This is a genomic window from Streptomyces sp. NPDC057099, from assembly GCF_042671245.1.
Classification (GTDB): domain Bacteria; phylum Actinomycetota; class Actinomycetes; order Streptomycetales; family Streptomycetaceae; genus Streptomyces; species Streptomyces purpurascens.
Map to the genome: position 1 here is coordinate 1 of NZ_JBHUTX010000088.1, position 15,890 is coordinate 15,890.

General features: G+C 69.5%; 15 protein-coding genes. 10 read left to right on the forward strand and 5 right to left on the reverse strand.

Features of this window, described 5'->3' with window-relative positions; translation table 11 throughout:
• Positions 1-63: 63 nt before the first annotated feature.
• Complete coding sequence (locus tag ACFT4A_RS41850; RefSeq protein ID WP_382841781.1) at positions 64-975, reverse strand: hypothetical protein; 912 nt, start codon at positions 973-975, stop codon at positions 64-66.
• A gap of 502 nt (positions 976-1,477) precedes the next feature.
• Here ACFT4A_RS41850 and ACFT4A_RS41855 point away from each other — a divergent pair.
• Positions 1,478-2,059: a hypothetical protein gene (locus tag ACFT4A_RS41855; protein ID WP_382841783.1), complete on the forward strand. Its 582-nt coding sequence runs from the start codon at positions 1,478-1,480 to the stop codon at positions 2,057-2,059.
• 384 nt (positions 2,060-2,443) lie between these two features.
• On the opposite strand, the gene ACFT4A_RS41860 is transcribed toward ACFT4A_RS41855, so the two are convergent.
• Positions 2,444-3,355: a MerR family transcriptional regulator gene (locus ACFT4A_RS41860; protein ID WP_382841785.1), complete on the reverse strand. Its 912-nt coding sequence runs from the start codon at positions 3,353-3,355 to the stop codon at positions 2,444-2,446.
• 818 nt (positions 3,356-4,173) lie between these two features.
• Here ACFT4A_RS41860 and ACFT4A_RS41865 point away from each other — a divergent pair.
• The gene (locus ACFT4A_RS41865) at positions 4,174-4,374 is read left to right on the forward strand and encodes an SCO3870 family protein (protein ID WP_382841787.1); all 201 of its coding nucleotides are present in this window, start codon (positions 4,174-4,176) and stop codon (positions 4,372-4,374) included.
• 254 nt (positions 4,375-4,628) lie between these two features.
• Here ACFT4A_RS41865 and ACFT4A_RS41870 read toward each other — a convergent pair whose 3' ends face one another.
• Positions 4,629-5,060 carry a DUF5958 family protein gene (locus tag ACFT4A_RS41870; protein ID WP_382841789.1) on the reverse strand — a complete coding sequence of 144 codons (432 nt, stop codon included), beginning with the start codon at positions 5,058-5,060 and terminating at the stop codon, positions 4,629-4,631.
• Positions 5,061-6,085: 1,025 nt separating this feature from the next.
• On the opposite strand from ACFT4A_RS41870, the gene ACFT4A_RS41875 reads away from it, so the two are divergent.
• The 4 genes from ACFT4A_RS41875 (at position 6,086) to ACFT4A_RS41890 (ending at position 9,749) form a co-directional block, all read left to right on the forward strand.
• The gene (locus tag ACFT4A_RS41875; protein WP_382841791.1) at positions 6,086-6,451 is read left to right on the forward strand and encodes a DUF3592 domain-containing protein; all 366 of its coding nucleotides are present in this window, start codon (positions 6,086-6,088) and stop codon (positions 6,449-6,451) included.
• A gap of 1,589 nt (positions 6,452-8,040) precedes the next feature.
• Positions 8,041-8,265: a hypothetical protein gene (locus tag ACFT4A_RS41880; RefSeq protein ID WP_382841794.1), complete on the forward strand. Its 225-nt coding sequence runs from the start codon at positions 8,041-8,043 to the stop codon at positions 8,263-8,265.
• Between the two features lie 132 nt (positions 8,266-8,397).
• Positions 8,398-9,006, forward strand: a complete 609-nt coding sequence (locus tag ACFT4A_RS41885) for a dihydrofolate reductase family protein (protein ID WP_382841797.1) — start codon at positions 8,398-8,400, stop codon at positions 9,004-9,006.
• 302 nt (positions 9,007-9,308) lie between these two features.
• On the forward strand, positions 9,309-9,749 hold the full coding sequence (locus tag ACFT4A_RS41890) for a VOC family protein (protein WP_382841799.1): 441 nt from the start codon (positions 9,309-9,311) through the stop codon (positions 9,747-9,749).
• Between the two features lie 337 nt (positions 9,750-10,086).
• On the opposite strand, the gene ACFT4A_RS41895 is transcribed toward ACFT4A_RS41890, so the two are convergent.
• Positions 10,087-10,446, reverse strand: coding sequence for a hypothetical protein (locus ACFT4A_RS41895; RefSeq protein ID WP_382841802.1), 360 nt, complete (start codon positions 10,444-10,446; stop codon positions 10,087-10,089).
• A 211-nt stretch (positions 10,447-10,657) separates the two neighbouring features.
• On the opposite strand from ACFT4A_RS41895, the gene ACFT4A_RS41900 reads away from it, so the two are divergent.
• The 4 genes from ACFT4A_RS41900 (at position 10,658) to ACFT4A_RS41915 (ending at position 12,297) form a co-directional block, all read left to right on the forward strand.
• Positions 10,658-10,930: a hypothetical protein gene (locus ACFT4A_RS41900; protein ID WP_382841804.1), complete on the forward strand. Its 273-nt coding sequence runs from the start codon at positions 10,658-10,660 to the stop codon at positions 10,928-10,930.
• A 479-nt stretch (positions 10,931-11,409) separates the two neighbouring features.
• Complete coding sequence (locus tag ACFT4A_RS41905) at positions 11,410-11,637, forward strand: hypothetical protein (protein ID WP_382841807.1); 228 nt, start codon at positions 11,410-11,412, stop codon at positions 11,635-11,637.
• Positions 11,638-11,845: 208 nt separating this feature from the next.
• Positions 11,846-12,052, forward strand: a complete 207-nt coding sequence (locus tag ACFT4A_RS41910) for an FAD-dependent monooxygenase (RefSeq protein ID WP_382841810.1) — start codon at positions 11,846-11,848, stop codon at positions 12,050-12,052.
• On the forward strand, positions 12,049-12,297 hold the full coding sequence (locus ACFT4A_RS41915) for an FAD-dependent oxidoreductase (protein ID WP_382841813.1): 249 nt from the start codon (positions 12,049-12,051) through the stop codon (positions 12,295-12,297). The genes ACFT4A_RS41910 and ACFT4A_RS41915 overlap by 4 nt, the downstream gene beginning before the upstream one ends.
• 649 nt (positions 12,298-12,946) lie before the next feature.
• Here the strand turns inward: ACFT4A_RS41915 and ACFT4A_RS41920 are convergent.
• Complete coding sequence (locus ACFT4A_RS41920; protein ID WP_382841816.1) at positions 12,947-15,325, reverse strand: Helicase associated domain protein; 2,379 nt, start codon at positions 15,323-15,325, stop codon at positions 12,947-12,949.
• Positions 15,326-15,890: the final 565 nt, after the last annotated feature.

A 15,890-nucleotide genomic window follows, 5' to 3' on the forward strand; every position in this document is an offset into this window, starting at 1 on the left:
CCGCTCCTCGAGAGGACCGGGGCCCGGGCCGGGTCGGTGTGGCTGTGCGTCAGGACATGGGCGTCAGACCCGGGTGAGGCGGACCGCCACCGTCTCGCTGACCGTTACCGGCTGGTCGTAGTCCGGGTCCGTCGCCGTCGCGCGGCCCTCGACCTCGACGTCCCCCTTCTGGAAGGGGACCGAGCCGGTGGGTACGGCCGTACCGGTCCAGGCGACCGGGGCGCCCGGGGTGCAGGACACCGACGTGGAGTAGGAACCGCGGATGAGGTCCCGCTTCTTCACCTGGGTGACGTCGCCCGCCACTGTCACCTGCACCGGCTTGTTGCAGCTCACCGTGCCGTGGAAGGTCGCCTTGCCGTTGAGAGAGCTCGCGGTGCCGGCCAGGGCGATGTCGAGGCCCAGGCCGAGTTCGGCCGGCGGGGCCGGGTTCTCGATGTGGACCTCACCGCGCGCGGCCGGGGTGCCTCCCTCGCAGTGCTGCACGAAGGTGGCGTCGAGCTTCTTCACGTAGCCCTGGGGCCCGAACTCCACTGCGGAGATGGTGAAGGTACCGGTCAGCTGGTTGCAGCCGCGGCCGTTGCCGCTGAGCGACAGGCCCGGCTCGGTTGCGTCGTTGAACGGGTAGCGGGTGGCTCCCGTGTAGGTCCCGGGCGTCAGGGCCTTGCCGGACGGCGCCGCCAGGTTCAGGGTCCACCAGTCGCCGTTCGCTCCGTCGACGGAGACGGTGACCACCCTGTTGTCGGTGTTGCCGGAGACGTTCATGCGATCCTGGGACGCCGCCGCGTAGGCGTAGGACTGGCCGCCGCTGATGTAGTCGTCCTCGTCGCCGCTGAAGCTGAAGGAGCCCTCGGTGACCGGCAGGGCGTGCGCTTCGGCGCCGGAGAGCAGGCCGGTGGTGCCGGTGGCCATGGCCAGCGCCAGCGCGAGGGTGGTGGTGGCCCGGGCCAGGACGCGTCTGGGCAGGCTGAGGTTCATGGATGTTCCCCCTGGTGAGATGACGTAAGCCCCGTCCGCCGACGTGATGCTTCCGCGTGCGTGTTCGCACACTTGTCCGCGTGTCTCCGTCGGCGAGGCGAGTCTGCCAACCAGAAGGATGTGCGACAACTGTGTTTCAGGTGTGATGAGTTGATGTTTCAGCCACCTCAGGTCGCCGTGCAACCGAGATGCGAGCCTTGCGGGATATCACTACTCCAGACGCCCGGCAACTTCGTGAACGACGACGTCGGCTGGCTGCTTTCTGGTGCAGGCCCGGACGGAGGCCTCGTCGATCAGACCTGCTTTCGCGCCCCGTAGGCTCGTCTGTCAACGGGCTGGTGTAGATGGAGAAGGCCAGGAGTACATGGCGGGGGACAGGGGGATGCGGGGGCTCGTGTCAGGAGTCGGCCGAGCGTCCCAGCCGACCAGGAACGTTCCTCCCCTGCCCCGTACGGGCCCTGTTCGTTGCCTGCTGTGGTTTCTGTTCACCAGCGTGTGCGCGGTGGCTTCGGTGGCACTGATGTGGTTCTCGCCGGTGGTGCCGCTGCCGGCCCTGCTGCGTGGTCCTGCCTGGTTCACTTCCACCCTGCTGATCCCCGCAGCGCTCGTCCTGGTGCCGGCCCTCTTGCTGCGTCACATCACTCACAAGAAGACGCCGCTGCCGGCCGTCTTGGCGCTCGTCGTTGCCGTCTTGGCCGCATTCGGGCTGTCGATCATCACCGAATTGGCCGGTGGTGAACGGGCCCTGGAGAGTCGAGGCCGGTGGACCCAGGCCGTCGTGGCCGAGGTCGAGAACGGCAAGACCGACGAGTGCACGCTCCGTACCGGCGACGGCCGGGAGATCTCACCTGAGATGACGGACGGCTGCGATTCGGGTTCGGTTGAGGCGGGCGATGAACTGCGTGTGCTGTACGACCCGAAGGGGGCGGCCGCTCCATTGGAGGACGACGACACGACGGTGGACCTGGACCCCGGTTCGTACCGAGGTGCAGTCGGTGGCCTGGCAGCGCTGGTCGTCCTGGGAGGTACGTGGGGCTGCGTGCGGCTGAGTCGAGGGGACCAGTACGACGCGGGCGCCCGCTAGGGCAAGTTGCACACGGTCACCGATCAAGGGATGTGACACAGCGCCCCCGGGAGTTTGCGGGTGGCCGTACCTCGGAGACCCACCGCGAAGGGTGATTCTGGGACGAGCACAACGACGGAGTCACGGCTCCTGCCCTGAGTGCGGAAACGGGTCAGTTGAGCGTGCGTACCACTGGCCGGACAGCTGTCCTGACTCCTTGCCAGGCCCATTCGAACAGTTCTCCTGCCACGGCGATGTCGGCGGCGCCCCCGGCTGCGGAGGTCCGGCCCGGCTCCGGGTGGCACTGGGGGCAGGAGCGGGGCCGACAGCGTTTTCGCGCATCGCACGCGGGCAGCATTCCTCCGCCATGCCTGCGATGGTGGCGCGCAGGCACAGTGCGGCCGGTCAGGTCTGGTCTGCGGTGCGCAGGGCCTGTGCCAGCCATTCCAGTTCCTCGGTCGCGTCGGGTGATGTGTCCTGCCCGCGTGCGTGGGCGACGAGCGTGCGGTAGCGCTCCGCGCTGGCGTTGATGCCGGCTTCCAGGCTGCGCAGCACGGCGGCGTGGTCGGTGTTGTCGAACAGTTCGGACAGCACTTCGGACGCTGCCGGTTCCTCGGGGGCGACCCCGCGTTTTCTGATCTCCGCGACGGTCTGCACGGTTTGCCTGGCCCACCAGATGGATGCTCCGGGGGGACGGCTCTGCCCCGGTCCGGGCGTGTTGAGTTCCATCCATGTGCGCAGCCGGGTGCGAAAGGCGGGGTCCTGCACGAGTTCGGCCCGTTCGATCCAGGCGTCGACCTGCTCAGGTGTGGGATCGTCGGGCAGTTCGATGCTGATGCTGTGCAAGCGGCCGCGCAGGCGCGGTTCGACGTCGAGACTGCCGAACACCTCCTTCTTGAACTTGTCGATGATCTGGTTGCGTTCGGCGGCGGAGAGCCGCGCCAGCCGGTTCATGAGTGCTGTCTCCTCAGCGGTCGAACCCCGTTTCGCCACGGTGGACAGGACGGCCCGGCTCACCTTGAGCGAGCGGATCTGCGCGTCGAGCGCGGCCACGTGCGCGTCGGCGACCTCGGCGACTGTGGTGCGGCCGCTCAGGACGCGGCACACGTCGTCGAGTCCGAGGCCCAGCTCCCGCAGGGTGCGCACCAGCTCGACGCGGGCCACGGAGTCGGCGTCGTAGAGCCGGTAGCCGCTCGCGGTGCGGGCCGCGGGCGGTACCGCTCCCGCGTCCGACCAGAAGCGCAGGGTACGCACCGCAAGTCCGGTGCGGTGCGCGAGCCGGCCGATGGTGAGCAGGTCGGGGTGTTCGTCGTCCATGGGCGAGATCCTGGACCTTCCAGCCGCTGGAGACTCAAGTCTGCTGATGCCTGGACGCCGTCCATCGGACTCGCCGGCCGGGGTCGTGGAGGGGACGCCGCAGGGGTGCGCGGGGGCCGTGGTGGTGCAGGCCGGGCCGGCGGTGCCGTGAGGACGGCGACGTCGTAGGGGAAGCGGGGTGGCGGCGTCGGCGGCCTCGCCCCCGCGCCAAGGGCGCTGATCCGGCTCCCGGCACCGGCGGGTCCGGTGCCGTCCAGTCCGGACAGGACGCGGGGGAAGGGGGACGAGAGGGTAGCGCCGCCGCCACTCCTGAGCCGCCGGTTCCTGGACAGGCCGGCCGGCCCCCGGGACCACGGGCACGCGGCGGTGGAGGCTCTCGCACGCGGTCAGTCTGGCGGCGAGGCGCTCTGGGCCCGTAGTGGCCCGGTCGGCTTCCGCGAACGACCGCAGCATCGCCCTGTTGTCGCCGGTGGCACAGGAGCGCGTCGGGGGACGGCGGCCTCGCCGCTTCCGGCCGGATGGCGGACCTCGAGGGTCCGGTCCAGCGGCGCGCACGGCTCGCCGAGGCGGCCGGATGGCGGATCTCGGGGAAGACGGGCGCGGTCTCGGTCACGGTCGGCGTGCGGCCGCACGTCTGCGTGCCTGCTGATGCGTGCACGGCCCGGGGGCGGGAAACCGTGTCGTGCGGATGCAACTGACAGTCGCAACACCGAGGTTGATGTTTGGCGGGCTCTCCGCAACCGATTCCGGCTGTGACGTCGCAGTGGCATGTAGGCTCGTTTTCTGATCAGTTGTCTCGTGCCTTGGAGGAAGCATCCATGACGAAGGGTCCGTTCGTCGCTATGGCCGCCGCTACCGGGTTGCTGGGGACCGCGCTTGGTTCCCTCGCGCTTCAGCTGCGTGCAGAGGGCTACGAGCAGTACGTCGAATCGGTAGCCACGTTCAGCGTGCTGATGTACGTCACCGCAGCTCTGGTCGTGGTGACGTGGGTCCGCGACGGCCGGCCGCACACGAACTGAGTCCCTCGCGCCGGGGCCTGGCAGCAGAAGGTCGTCGACAAGTGCCAGACGGTCCCCTGGCGCCCGCACGGCTCGTCGTGGCCCTGCAGTCCCGGCTGTCGTGTCCGGTTGGCAGGAGGCCCGGGCCCGCAGAGCCGAACGCCCCCGGCGGCCGACCCGGAGTCCGGGCAGCGCACTGAACGGAACCAGCTGGCCGGGTACTGACCGCCAGGAGCTGCCCGGTATCCAGCGAGCCAGAGCCGCAATGGCCGATGCTACGGCTGCTCGGTTGCCGCTGGCAGGTTGTGCCAGGCGTGTCCGCAGGCGCCTTTGCAGTAGGTCTCGCGGCGGCGGGCGTCGGCAACGGCGAACACGGAGACGAGGACCCGGAATGCCTTGACGTGTTCGGCGGCGGGAAGGCCCGCGAACCCGTAGCGGGGCGGGTCCATGCAGATCATCACCGAGGGATTGGCCGTGGGCCTCACACCGGAGCGCGCCACCCCCGCACGGCCGTCCGCACGTGTCACATGCGCCTGCATCGCATAGCCGGCGACTTCCTGCAGCACCTCCTTTTGGCGTGTCGGGGCGAGGCCGGAGAACCAGCCCGCACCGGTGTCCAACGCGCGGAGTCCTTGGGCGATCTCGTTGACGACCCGCTCGGTCTCGCGCCGGAAGGTGCGGCCGTCGTCGCTGCTCGGTTCGGCCATCCTTCGATGATTTCACGATGCCGGTCCGATCCCCGGCCGTGGCCGTGGCCGTGGTGTCGGCCCCGAAGCCCTCGGACGGGCCACCACCGTCCCCTGCCCCCGGCCCGGACACACGGGCCCCGGGAGGGGGAGGCATCCCGGGGGGCCCGGCATAGGGAGTCGTGGTCTCCCACGACGCTGCGTCATCGGCGTCACGCCCGGCCCCCGCGAGCGCCTGTTGTCGTTTCGGCCAAGCGCTGAGGGTGGGGCTGGTCGGGGCCCTGACCCAGGAAGCGGTCAAACGCCCACTCTCAGGCGGTGGCCATGTGCCGCGAGCTCGCCGCCGGCCGGCGCGAAGGCGCGGTCAACAGCCTCGCCTTGCCTTCGTCCGGGTGCGTTGCGTCAAGGTCCCATCGGGGCGTGGGCGGGGTGTCCCTCTCACACCCGCCGCAGTGCGTCAGCGGTGGCCCCACTGCCGCGGCGGCGGGCTGTCCGGTCGACGCCGGCCGGCCCGATTAGGATGTGCCGCCCTTCGGGGACGGGCCTGTCGAGGGGGGAGTCACGGGGATGGCGACGACGGCTGCCGCGCTGATTCTGTGAGGAAAGAGGCGTACGGTGCTCCGCCTGGAGGCTCAGGTCGTGGTGCTGCGCAGGTCCGCCGAGGAGCTGCGCATACCGGTGGAAGCGATGGCGGAGGTACGGGCGGAGGGACGCGCCGTCGAGATCGAACTGCTGGGTGGAGCCGAGCCGGTGGTCCACCGCCTGGAGGGGGTCTCCGAGGCAGGCGCTGCCGCCTTCGGGCAGACGGTCGGTCGGCTGCTGCCGACGCCAGGCGGTGACGCCGAACCCGTGGACGGTCTCTCGCTGGTGGACGCGCGCGCGGCCCGGCCGGAACAGAGGGTGGTTCTCCTCCGGGCGCAGAGCGCTCGCCGCGGTGGGCTCCCTGCTCTGTGCCGGGCTGGTGGCGGCCGTGGGCGTGGCCGGGGGCGGGGGACAGGTGGCCGCACTGCTCGGCGGTTCGGCCGCGCTGTACGCCGGGTGTTTTCATGATCTGCGCCGGGGTCCGGGCGAACGTGGAGGACTGGCGGCTGACACGGCGCGGCATCACCGTCGTGGCCCGGTTCTCGCACCACACCAACAAGTGGCGGGTGTACACGTACACGACGGCCACCGGCCAGAGCTACACGTACACGACGGCCACCGGCCAGAGCTACACGTACCAGACAGCCGGCAGTGGCACGGACCCGATCGAGGTCACCTACGACCCCGCGCGGCCCGGCGACGCAAGGGCGGGTGTCAGCCTGCTGGACACGCTCATCATGGTCGTCATCCTCGAGATCCCGGGCTTGGTGGCGGTGGTGGGCATCGTCCTGGTCGGTCATGCGGTTGCCGCGCTGTGGGGCGGCTGGTGACAGCCGTGCTCTCGAGCGGCCGGCGAGGTTTCGGCCGGGGTGACGCCATGGCGGCTCGTGAGCAGTCGGGGTCTTCGTGACAAGCCCGTCGAGCAGGCCGGGCCAGTGTCGAGCAGGCCGGGCCAGTACTGCATCCGGTTGAGACGGGTCCGCCTCACCCGCCCTCGGCCGGGTTGAGGCCGGGTGCGTAGGTGAGGAAGCGGAAGACACCGACGAGCCCGACGGCGGCGCCGAGTTCGCCGAGGGCAACACACTGAGCAAGAACGACCGACCGCCGCCCTGAAATCCATCCGACGCCCTATCGCTACCTCGCCGGTCGGGACGTTCTGCTGCCCGGACCGCCTTTCGCATGAGATTCGTCGACGATTTCGATGACGAGGACGGGCATCCGGAGCTCGCAGGAGACTCTGAGGGAGGCCTGGCCCCGATTCTGGACGCTGCGGGATCGGCCTACCGAGCCAATGACACCGGGAACGGGCTGGAGGAACGCGTCGACCTCACCGTCCCGCGACGCGGTAAGCCAGACGGTCGACGACACATCGACCGCCCCGGCCGCAGATTCCACGGCCGATCCCTGACGCCCTCCTGGCACGCCGCGTACGGGCTGCCCCAGACCCGGTACGGGCGCATGCCCAGAGCCTGACCGTGGCCGAACCGCTTCTGGACCGCGCCCCGCACGAAGCGCTCGTCACCGCTGTGCCCGCCTGGACCACCCGGGCCCTCGCCTCCGCGCGGCCACGCGCCGATCGCCCTGCAGCTGAGCGGCCACGCCCGCGCCGTCGCCGTGTTCAGCGCCATGCAGTGGAACGGACCCGTGGGGGACCGGTGGGTGGAGAAAGCCGTGCCCGGCCCGCCACGCCGGCCGGCCCGCCGCCCGCGCATTCATCGCCTGGCACCGTGAACCCGGCCGCGCCCCCCAATGCGCTGCCCCAGTTCGAGACGGGGAGTCGGAGACCACGCGCCCGCGTCTGGGCCCGCGCGGAGCAGCCCGAGTCTCCGGACTGCCCGCCGCCCCCAGCCCCCCGCCCGCTGCCCCCCGCCCCCAGCCCGCCGCCCCCAGCCCGCCGCCCCCGGCCCGGCCTGACACCGCGCGGGCGAGGCCGCGCGGGCGAGGCCGAGCAGCCGCAGACGGGCCGACCCACAGCCTCCGGGAACCCCGCGCCTGCCGCGGCCGCCGGTCACCGGCCGATCAACCGGACAAGGACGATCCCGGCGGCCCAAAGACCTTAGGCCTTGCACCCGCCGCACATACAGGAGCGACCGCGGCCTCGGACCACGACATGCTGTGGCGTCGCCGCACGCGCCTGAGCCGTGCTGCGCTGCCGCTGGCGAACCAGGAGCCATGGCGGCAGATTCGTCGGCACGAGAACCTGCGGGCGGGGCATCGACCCAGCGACGGGTGAGCGGCTGATCGAGGTCTTCGCGGCCCTGGCGGCCACGCATTGCCGGTGCCGCCGGTCCGACGAGCACGGCAGCGACACGACACCCTCAACAGACAAACGCTCAGCCAGGCGTACCGGCTGCAGCAGGGGGGCAACACGCTCGCCCAAGGCGGCCGGCGCGCATGCCCGCGCCCATACGATGACCGTGTGACAGCCCGCCGCACCCTTGGCTCCGGCCCGCAGGACAAGCACGGCGTCCGCGCCGCCCACGCCGGCCTTCTCAGCTCCCTCCCCGGTGTCCGTCACCCCGACCTCGACGAGCTGCGCACCCGTGGCGTGCTCGGAGTCCACCCGGCCACGGCCCTCCGCTCGCGCCGCGCCCTCGGAGCCGGCGGCCGTGCGGACGATGATCCGGCCCACACCCCCGGCTGACGCGACTTGATGCTGAGGACCGCTGAGGACCGCTGAGGTCCGATGAAACATCCCGAGTGCTGCGCCTCAGAAGGCTCCGCCGATGAGTTTCAGGCGGTTGCGCGGTCCACCCCTCGACGAAGGGAGCGCACCATGCGCGAAATCACCGTTTGCACATTCCTGACGCTGGACGGCGTCATGCAGGCGCCCGGAGGTCCGGACGAGGACGCTGAGAGCGGCTTCGAGCACGGCGGCTGGCAGAAACCGGTGGCCGACGACGAGCTCGGCACGGCCATCGCCGGTTGGTACGAGCACTGCGACGCGATGCTGCTCGGCCGCAAGACGTACGAGATCTTCGCCGCGTACTGGCCGACCGCCGATCCCGGCAACCCGTTCACCCATCGGATGAACACCATGCACAAGTACGTGGCCTCTCGGACCCTGACGTCCGTCCGGTGGCAGAACTCCACGCTGCTGGAGGGCGACGACATTGTCGATGCCGTACGCAAGCTGAAGGCGTCCGACGGCGGCAGCATCAACGTCGTCGGCAGCGGCGACCTCGCCCAGACCCTCATGCGGCACGGCCTCGTCGACGAGTACCGGCTGACCATCCATCCGGTGATCATCGGCACCGGCAAACGGCTGTTCGCCGACGGAGCGATCCCCACCGCGCTGGAGCCGGTCAGCGTCTCGACGACGAAGGGCGGCACCGTCGTCGGCATCTACCGGCCCAACGGCAAGCCCAGCTACGACAGCTACTGAAGCCTGCACGGCCGGCGCCCGGACGTCTTCCTGGCCGCGCCCTTCCTCATGGCCTGCGCCGCCACCGTCCTGGCCTCGGACTCGTTCACAGCGGCCATCGAATCCACCAGCGGGCCCGGCCTCTCCTCCGGCTCCTCCATCTTCAGCGGCTCACGGCGCGCACCCTTGGCCTCGATGATCTGCTCGAGCTCCAGAATTCTCCGGAGTCCGCCGGCCCGAGGATGTCGAGAACATGCCCCCGGCTCCGTCCCGGGGACATCAGCGGCCACCACCGGCCGCACGAGGAAGAAGGAGAAACCGGCATGGCGATTCAGCGGATGGACAACGTCGGCATCGTCGTCGAGGACATGGATGCCGCCATCGCGTTCTTCGTGGAACTCGGTATGGAGCTGGAGGGCAGGGCGGAGGTCGAGGGCCTGGTCGCCGACCAGTGCACCGGACTCGACGGCGTCCGCTGTGACATCGCGATGGTCCGGACCCCGGACGGGCACAGCCGGCTCGAGCTGGCGAAATACCGCAGCCCCGCGGTGATCAGCGCCGGGCCGCGCAACCGGCCCCACAACATCGTGGGCACGCACCGGGTCATGTTCGCCGTCGACGACATCGAGGACACCGTCGCCCGCCTGCGCCCTCACGGCGCCGAACTCGTCGGCGAGATCGCCCGGTTCGAGGACAGCTATCTGCTCTGCTACCTCCGCGGCCCGGACGGCATCATCGTCGGACTGGCCGAACAACTGCACTGAGGCTCAGCGAGGCACGGCTGCCAGCAGACAGGCACACCCGGGGGTGCGCCGCTGGGGACGGCGGCGGCCATCAGAACTTGCTGGCGGTGTGCTGCTGCCACCGGTGCTGCCAGTCAACGTGGCTTGGCGGGCGGAGCTCCGGGAGCGGGCTCAGGAACTGCGCTCCCACCGCAGGACCCGTCGCGCGTGCGACCGGGGCGTGCCGTGACCGGGGCCGGACAGCGCAGCCCGGCGTCGCTGCCGGTGATCTGCTCCTCGATCGCCGCAGTTGACCCGGCCGAACACACGGCCGCGGTTTCCGCAGGGCGAGGAACCCGAGCGGAGTTCGCTCCGCCCCTCAGCAACCGGGCGGGATCCGGTCCTGCGGCCCGTCAGCCGGCTCTGCAGCGTCGTCCTCCCTCTGTGCCCCCTCGGCCACGGCCGACTCGGTCGAGTCCGAGACCAGCTCCGCGACGCGCAGGGTGCACTCCCACTCCGTCAGCCTGCCTTTGATCACCACCAGATACGACTCCTGATCGGCGAAGCGATACACCTGGCGCCGCTTCTCGACGACATACTTGCTCGGCACATACGTATGGAGTACGGCACGGAGCGCCTTCAGCGCCCGGTCCTTCGTTTCCTGCCCCCGACAGATGAACTCCGTCCTGTACGTGTCGCTGTAGTACTCCGCGATCACGACCCAGTTGCCCACACTCACTCCCCCTCCGCGCCACTTCCTCACATCGCACGCACCCAGTCTGCTGACCTGCGAGTTGCCTGTCAGCCCGCTCTGCGGGGCTCGGTACCGACTCTGTCGTGAGCGGGACGGCTGAACAAGGCGACCAGGGGCTTCACCTGCCGGCGCGCGGACCGGGCCAGGGATGACCATCGGGCGACATCCCGGATGGGCGGCCCGACCGGACGAAGTCGTGGCACTCGTCCTGAAAGACGCCCTGGTTCACCCAACGTCCCCGAACCGCTCCCGTGCACGCCTCCGCAAGACTCAGAGCACCCAGCGGATCCTCAGCCGCGCCGAGAAGGAGGCCGAACTCTTCTTCCCCGGCGTCCTGGTCGACGGCCGAGAACGCATCCAGGTCCACGAAGCCCTCCTGGCCGACATCTTCAACGGCATGGACGTACACCTCGTAAGGCGTCCTCACTGCCCGGATCTCGACAAACCTGACACCGGGCCGCTCACATGAGCCGATCGGCCCGAGGAACTGCACAACCGAACGACCCCGCCCCAAGGCCCCGACGATGAAGGGCTCCGCCAAGTAGCGCACCCACACAGTACGACCCAGCCAGCGGTAGCCGACCAGGGAGCTCTGGGGCAGGGGCCGGGCGCACCCTGGCCCCCGGCTTGGCTGCGGCCGGTGACCGCCCCGGCGGACAAGGCGTCGGGAAGCTGCGGGTCCGCGCTCCTGATGCCCAGCACGCCTTCGGCGACTCGGTGGTAACCGGCCCGCGCTCCTGGGCGTGTACAGCGCCGTCGCCTTCGTCGGCACCCCGGCCACGACGGTGACCTGCTGGACCACCGCCCACGAAGACCCGCACCGGGCGAACCTCACCGCGCCCCTGTGGCTTCTGGACAGAGAAAGCTGGAGCCGGGATCCGCGGGGTTCAGCGCCGCCGTGCATCCGAGGAACGGATCGCGCGTGGCATCCAGGTCACCCGGTTCGCCGTGCGCGACGGCGCCCGCCGACTGCTGACCGTCCCGTTCGACCAGCTGGCCACGGCCCACCCGCACACGCTGATGGCCCCTCAGTACGAGACCGAGAGCGTGCCCCTGGACCGGCTCCGGGCGCTCGGCGGTGACATGCACCGCCCCTACGAGGTCACATCGGCCGTCCAGAACGAGAACGGCGTGAGGCTCACCATGACCACCAGCGAGACGCTCAGCGCCGCATAAGCCGTCGCCGCCGACGGCATGCACAGCACCGTGCGCGAAGCCGCGGGCATCGCCTTCACCGGCAGCACCTACGCCGAATCCTTCGTACTCGCCGACGTCGCGATGGACTGGGCCCCCGGGCCCCAGCGAGGTCTCGCTCACCTTCGGCACCACAGGACTCACCGTCGTCGCCCCGCTGCCCGGCGGCCACTACCGGGTGGTCGCCACCGTGGACGACACTCCGGCAAACCCCGAACTCGCCTTCACCCAGCAACTGCTGGACGAACGCGCTCCCGGCCAGGCCAAGGTCACCGGTCGCGCCTGGCCCTCCCGGTTCCGGGTGCACCACCGGGTCGCCGACCACTACCGGGCCGGCCGCCTGCTGCTGGCCGGCGCCGCCGCGCATGTGCACAGCCCCGCCGGCGGCCAGGAATGAACACCGGCATCCAGGACGGCTACGCCCTCGACCGGGCGTTCGCCACCGGACAGCTCGACGGCTACGAGGCACAACGCCGCCCCGTCGCCCAGCGCGTGGTCGCCTTCACCGACCGGACGACCCGCGTGGCCACCACACGCAACGAGATAGCCCGCGCTGCCCGCAACATAGCCCTTCCACTGCTCGGCCACACGGACATGCCCAAAAAGCTCGCCACCGAGCTTGCCGAACTCAACTACCGGTGAATCCCACTCACCGCACCGCTGCGAATGGCCCGTCCGGAATTCCGACGTGACGCAGCACCACCGAGAGAGGCAGCCCACCGCACGAGCCCTCGACTACGACACCGACTGCCACCCGCGAGGACGGGAAAGGCCCCATCCACCCATCTCCTCGCAAGGGCGGTCAGTCCCTCAAGCGATGACAGCACCTCGCGCAGCGCGTGGACGCGGTACCAGCGGGGGTACCCCTCGCTCCGCAAAGGCGATCACGCAGCAGAGTGCGCAGCTGGCGCATGCGAACACGCGCGCCCAGTCCGCGCCATGGGGCCGTCGGATGCCGAAGCCAACGACACCGACTACCCGGATCTCGACTGAAGGGTCAGCACGAGCGCGGCGGCAACGACATTCGGCCACGGGGAGAACGCGGCCGAACCGACGGGCCGCCGACGGCATCGCCCGCCCGCTGCGCATCCGCCGGCGGGACCCCGTCGGATCACCGAAGCGACGCGGGCCTTGGGGCGTGCGAGCTACCCCCACGGGTGCGGGGGTAGCTCCGTCTACAACAAGACCGCCGCCGAACGATGCAGTCGTCCCCGCGCCCGCCGGGGGCTAGCTCTGAGAATCAGCCGTGACACGGCGACCATCAGCACCACGACGAACGACAGAAGCCTGGCTACGCCGCCGCCCAGTCGAGTCCGAGGTCGGCGAGCACGGCGAGTTTGTCGGCGGTGAGCTTCGCACGCCTGCTCTTGCTGTTGCTCAGGAACACACCGAGCTTGACCTCGGTTCCGTCTTCGAGCTGCTCTACGTGCCCCCTGGACACCGTCAGGTGCCCTTCCCGGGCTTTGTACTGCGCGAGGGCGGCAACTCCCCGTTCGAAAGCCCCCAAGGAGGTCTTGGCGGGCTCTTGCTGCTCGGGTGGCAGCGGTGTGATGCCGAGTTCCTCCAGGAGCAGGCGCTGCCCGTCCATCAGCTCCTGCCAGGTGGTGTGCTCACGGTTACGCTGGAGCCACCGTCCGACGTCTTGGCCGTGGACGGTGACGCCGGGCAGGACGTCGACGGGGCCCTCCTCGTCACGCACGAGCTCGCGCAGGGCGGCGTAGTGGCGCTGCCAGCCCGCCGGCCAGGCCGGGTTCCAGTCCTCGTCGACGGCTTCCAACGCCGTCCTCCAGCCGGGGTGTCCGTCCAGCGCACCGGGCCGTCGCAAATTCGAAAGCCACTGCCCCACCGGCCGGTCCAGCATCTTCGCCGACCTCGGCGCGCAGAGGGTCCAGTGCTGCTCGTAGTAGGCCTTGGCGGCTTCGAGATTTTCCTGGAACCGTTCATCTGCCAGGGACCAGACCATGCCGAGCTGTTCGAGCCGTCGGGCGCGCTGGCCGGTCACCTGGCCGGCTGCGTAGGCGCGTCGTTGTTCTGCGATCCATTGTCCAAGTGGTGTCGCGCCTTCGAGGTGTCCGTAGGGCACTCTGGCGTTCCCGACCCGCTCAACGTACGTCTTCAGCTTCGCCCAGCCGCGGGCCCAGTCCTGGCGTTCGGTGTCGATCACGTTGAAGGAGACCCAGTCGGCGACCAGCACGGGATCCCTGGGGGCGGCGAAACGGAGCAACAGGCGGGATTCTACTTCGCCGTCTTCTGGCGCGACACCGATGTTCACGGACGGTTGGGCGACGTCCTTCTGCGGCTCCTGCGGGATCGCCAGCAATTCCACGGCCTCTTCATCGTGAGCCCGCAGCCCTTCCAGGACTTTCACCAGGGGCCGGTAGGACCCGGAGGTGAACATGTCCTCGGGCTGCTCTCCGGGCTGGAGGAAGACGGGCACGATCAGGGAAGCGAGCTTGCCCTGTCCGGGCTTCTGGCGGAGTGCCCGGCCGATGGCCTGGACGATGTCGTGCGGCGCTCCCTTGGGGTCCAACAGGGCCACTGAGTCCACGCTTCGAATATCGACACCCTCGCCCAGGACACGGCAGTTCGAGAGGATGGCCCGCTGCGAGGTCGTCCCGAACGAGCCGAGAACCTCGTGCCGGTGCTCGGGCACGTGCTCGCCGCACAGCCAGTTGGCCCAGATGCGCTTGGGATACGTCTCGGGCTGATCCGCGTGCAGCTTCGCAGCCACCCGCTCCAGACCCTCCGCGTACGCCTGCGCCTCGATGGTCCGGTGGTGGAAAGTGATGCACGTCGACAGGTCGTGCTCCGCCATTGTGTGCAACAGCCCGGCCTGCAAGGCCCCAAGACGCTGCCCCCGCACCTCTTCGCTGCGCCGCTCCTCACCCATCAGCCGCTCCGGAGTGACGACCGGGTCCTGGAGCTCCAGGACGATGATCTGGTAGCGCGCCAGCAAACCTCGGGAGACAGCTGATGCGAGCGAGAGCTTGTAGAGGACGGGCCCGAAGACGGTCTCGTCGTCCATGGAAGCTGCCATCTCTCGCGGCAGCGGGTCACGGACTCCTTCGGCGATCTCCCGGTTGAGCCGCTCTTCCCAGATCCTCGGTGTGGCCGTCAGGTACAGCCGGCGTGCTGCCGGGATGACGCTCTGGTCATGGATGGCCGCCCAGGCCTTACCCATCGAGCCACTTGTCCTGTGGGCCTCATCAACCACCGCGAGGTCTACTCGATCAAGCTTCTGACCGTAGACACCCTCGAAAGCCTCCGCCAGAACACCCAGAGACGCGTAGGTGGCGTAGATGGTCACCGGCCCCCGCCCGTGCCACAGCGCCAACTGAATCGGGTTCGTCGTGGAGCGCACCTTCAACGACCACAGCTCCGGATCGTCCTGGAGCGAACACACCGCCACCGCCGGCCCCTTGTGCCCGAACTTGTGCCACGCCCTCACCGTCTGCGCCAGCAGATCCAGCGTCGGCACCAGCACGAGCACACGCCCCCTGGGCACAAGCCGCCTCGCCGACGCGGCAGCCATGATGGTCTTCCCCGTGCCACACGCGGCGTGCACCTGCCCACGAAGACCATTCCAGGGAATTCCATCCGGCGGAACATCAAGACCCCGCATAATGGCGGCGACGGCCTCGATCTGGTGATCACGCAGCTTCACGGCCATGCCCTGTGTTCTCCTTTTCGTGGAATGCAGCGCGTAATAACAAATGGAATCCAGGCGTAAAGGTGCGCGGCGGTAGGGTGTAGCATCTGATCCCAGACTCTACACAGTGACAACTCGTGATGCATCACTCGCACACCACTTCGCACCCGAGGGTGGAACCTGGCTCAATCTCACCCACGAACGGCCAGGTTTCCCTGTATGCCGACAGGCCATTGGTGAACATGTGGGGATAGTCAGACGATGGGGGAGGGAGTCAGGGTGGAGCGCAGCGGAACCCGTCGCTACCGTGAGGCTGACCCTCCGTCAAGTCGACGGTCCGTTACATCCATTGCAGGGGTGAGAACTGGGAACCCCAAGCCCTACACAGTCCCGCGCGTAATTCACCCACCCCTTACTGCCAGCCCCCAGGGATCCCGCTTGCGGGATTCCGTCAATTCGCGCTTGCGCGAATTGACACGCACTCAGAATTCCGCTTGCGGAATTCGGTTCACGCGCTTGCGCGTGAACCTGGCGGAGCGTCAGCGGAGCCGTTTCTCTATGCAGCGCTGCGCGCTGCATATCCCGC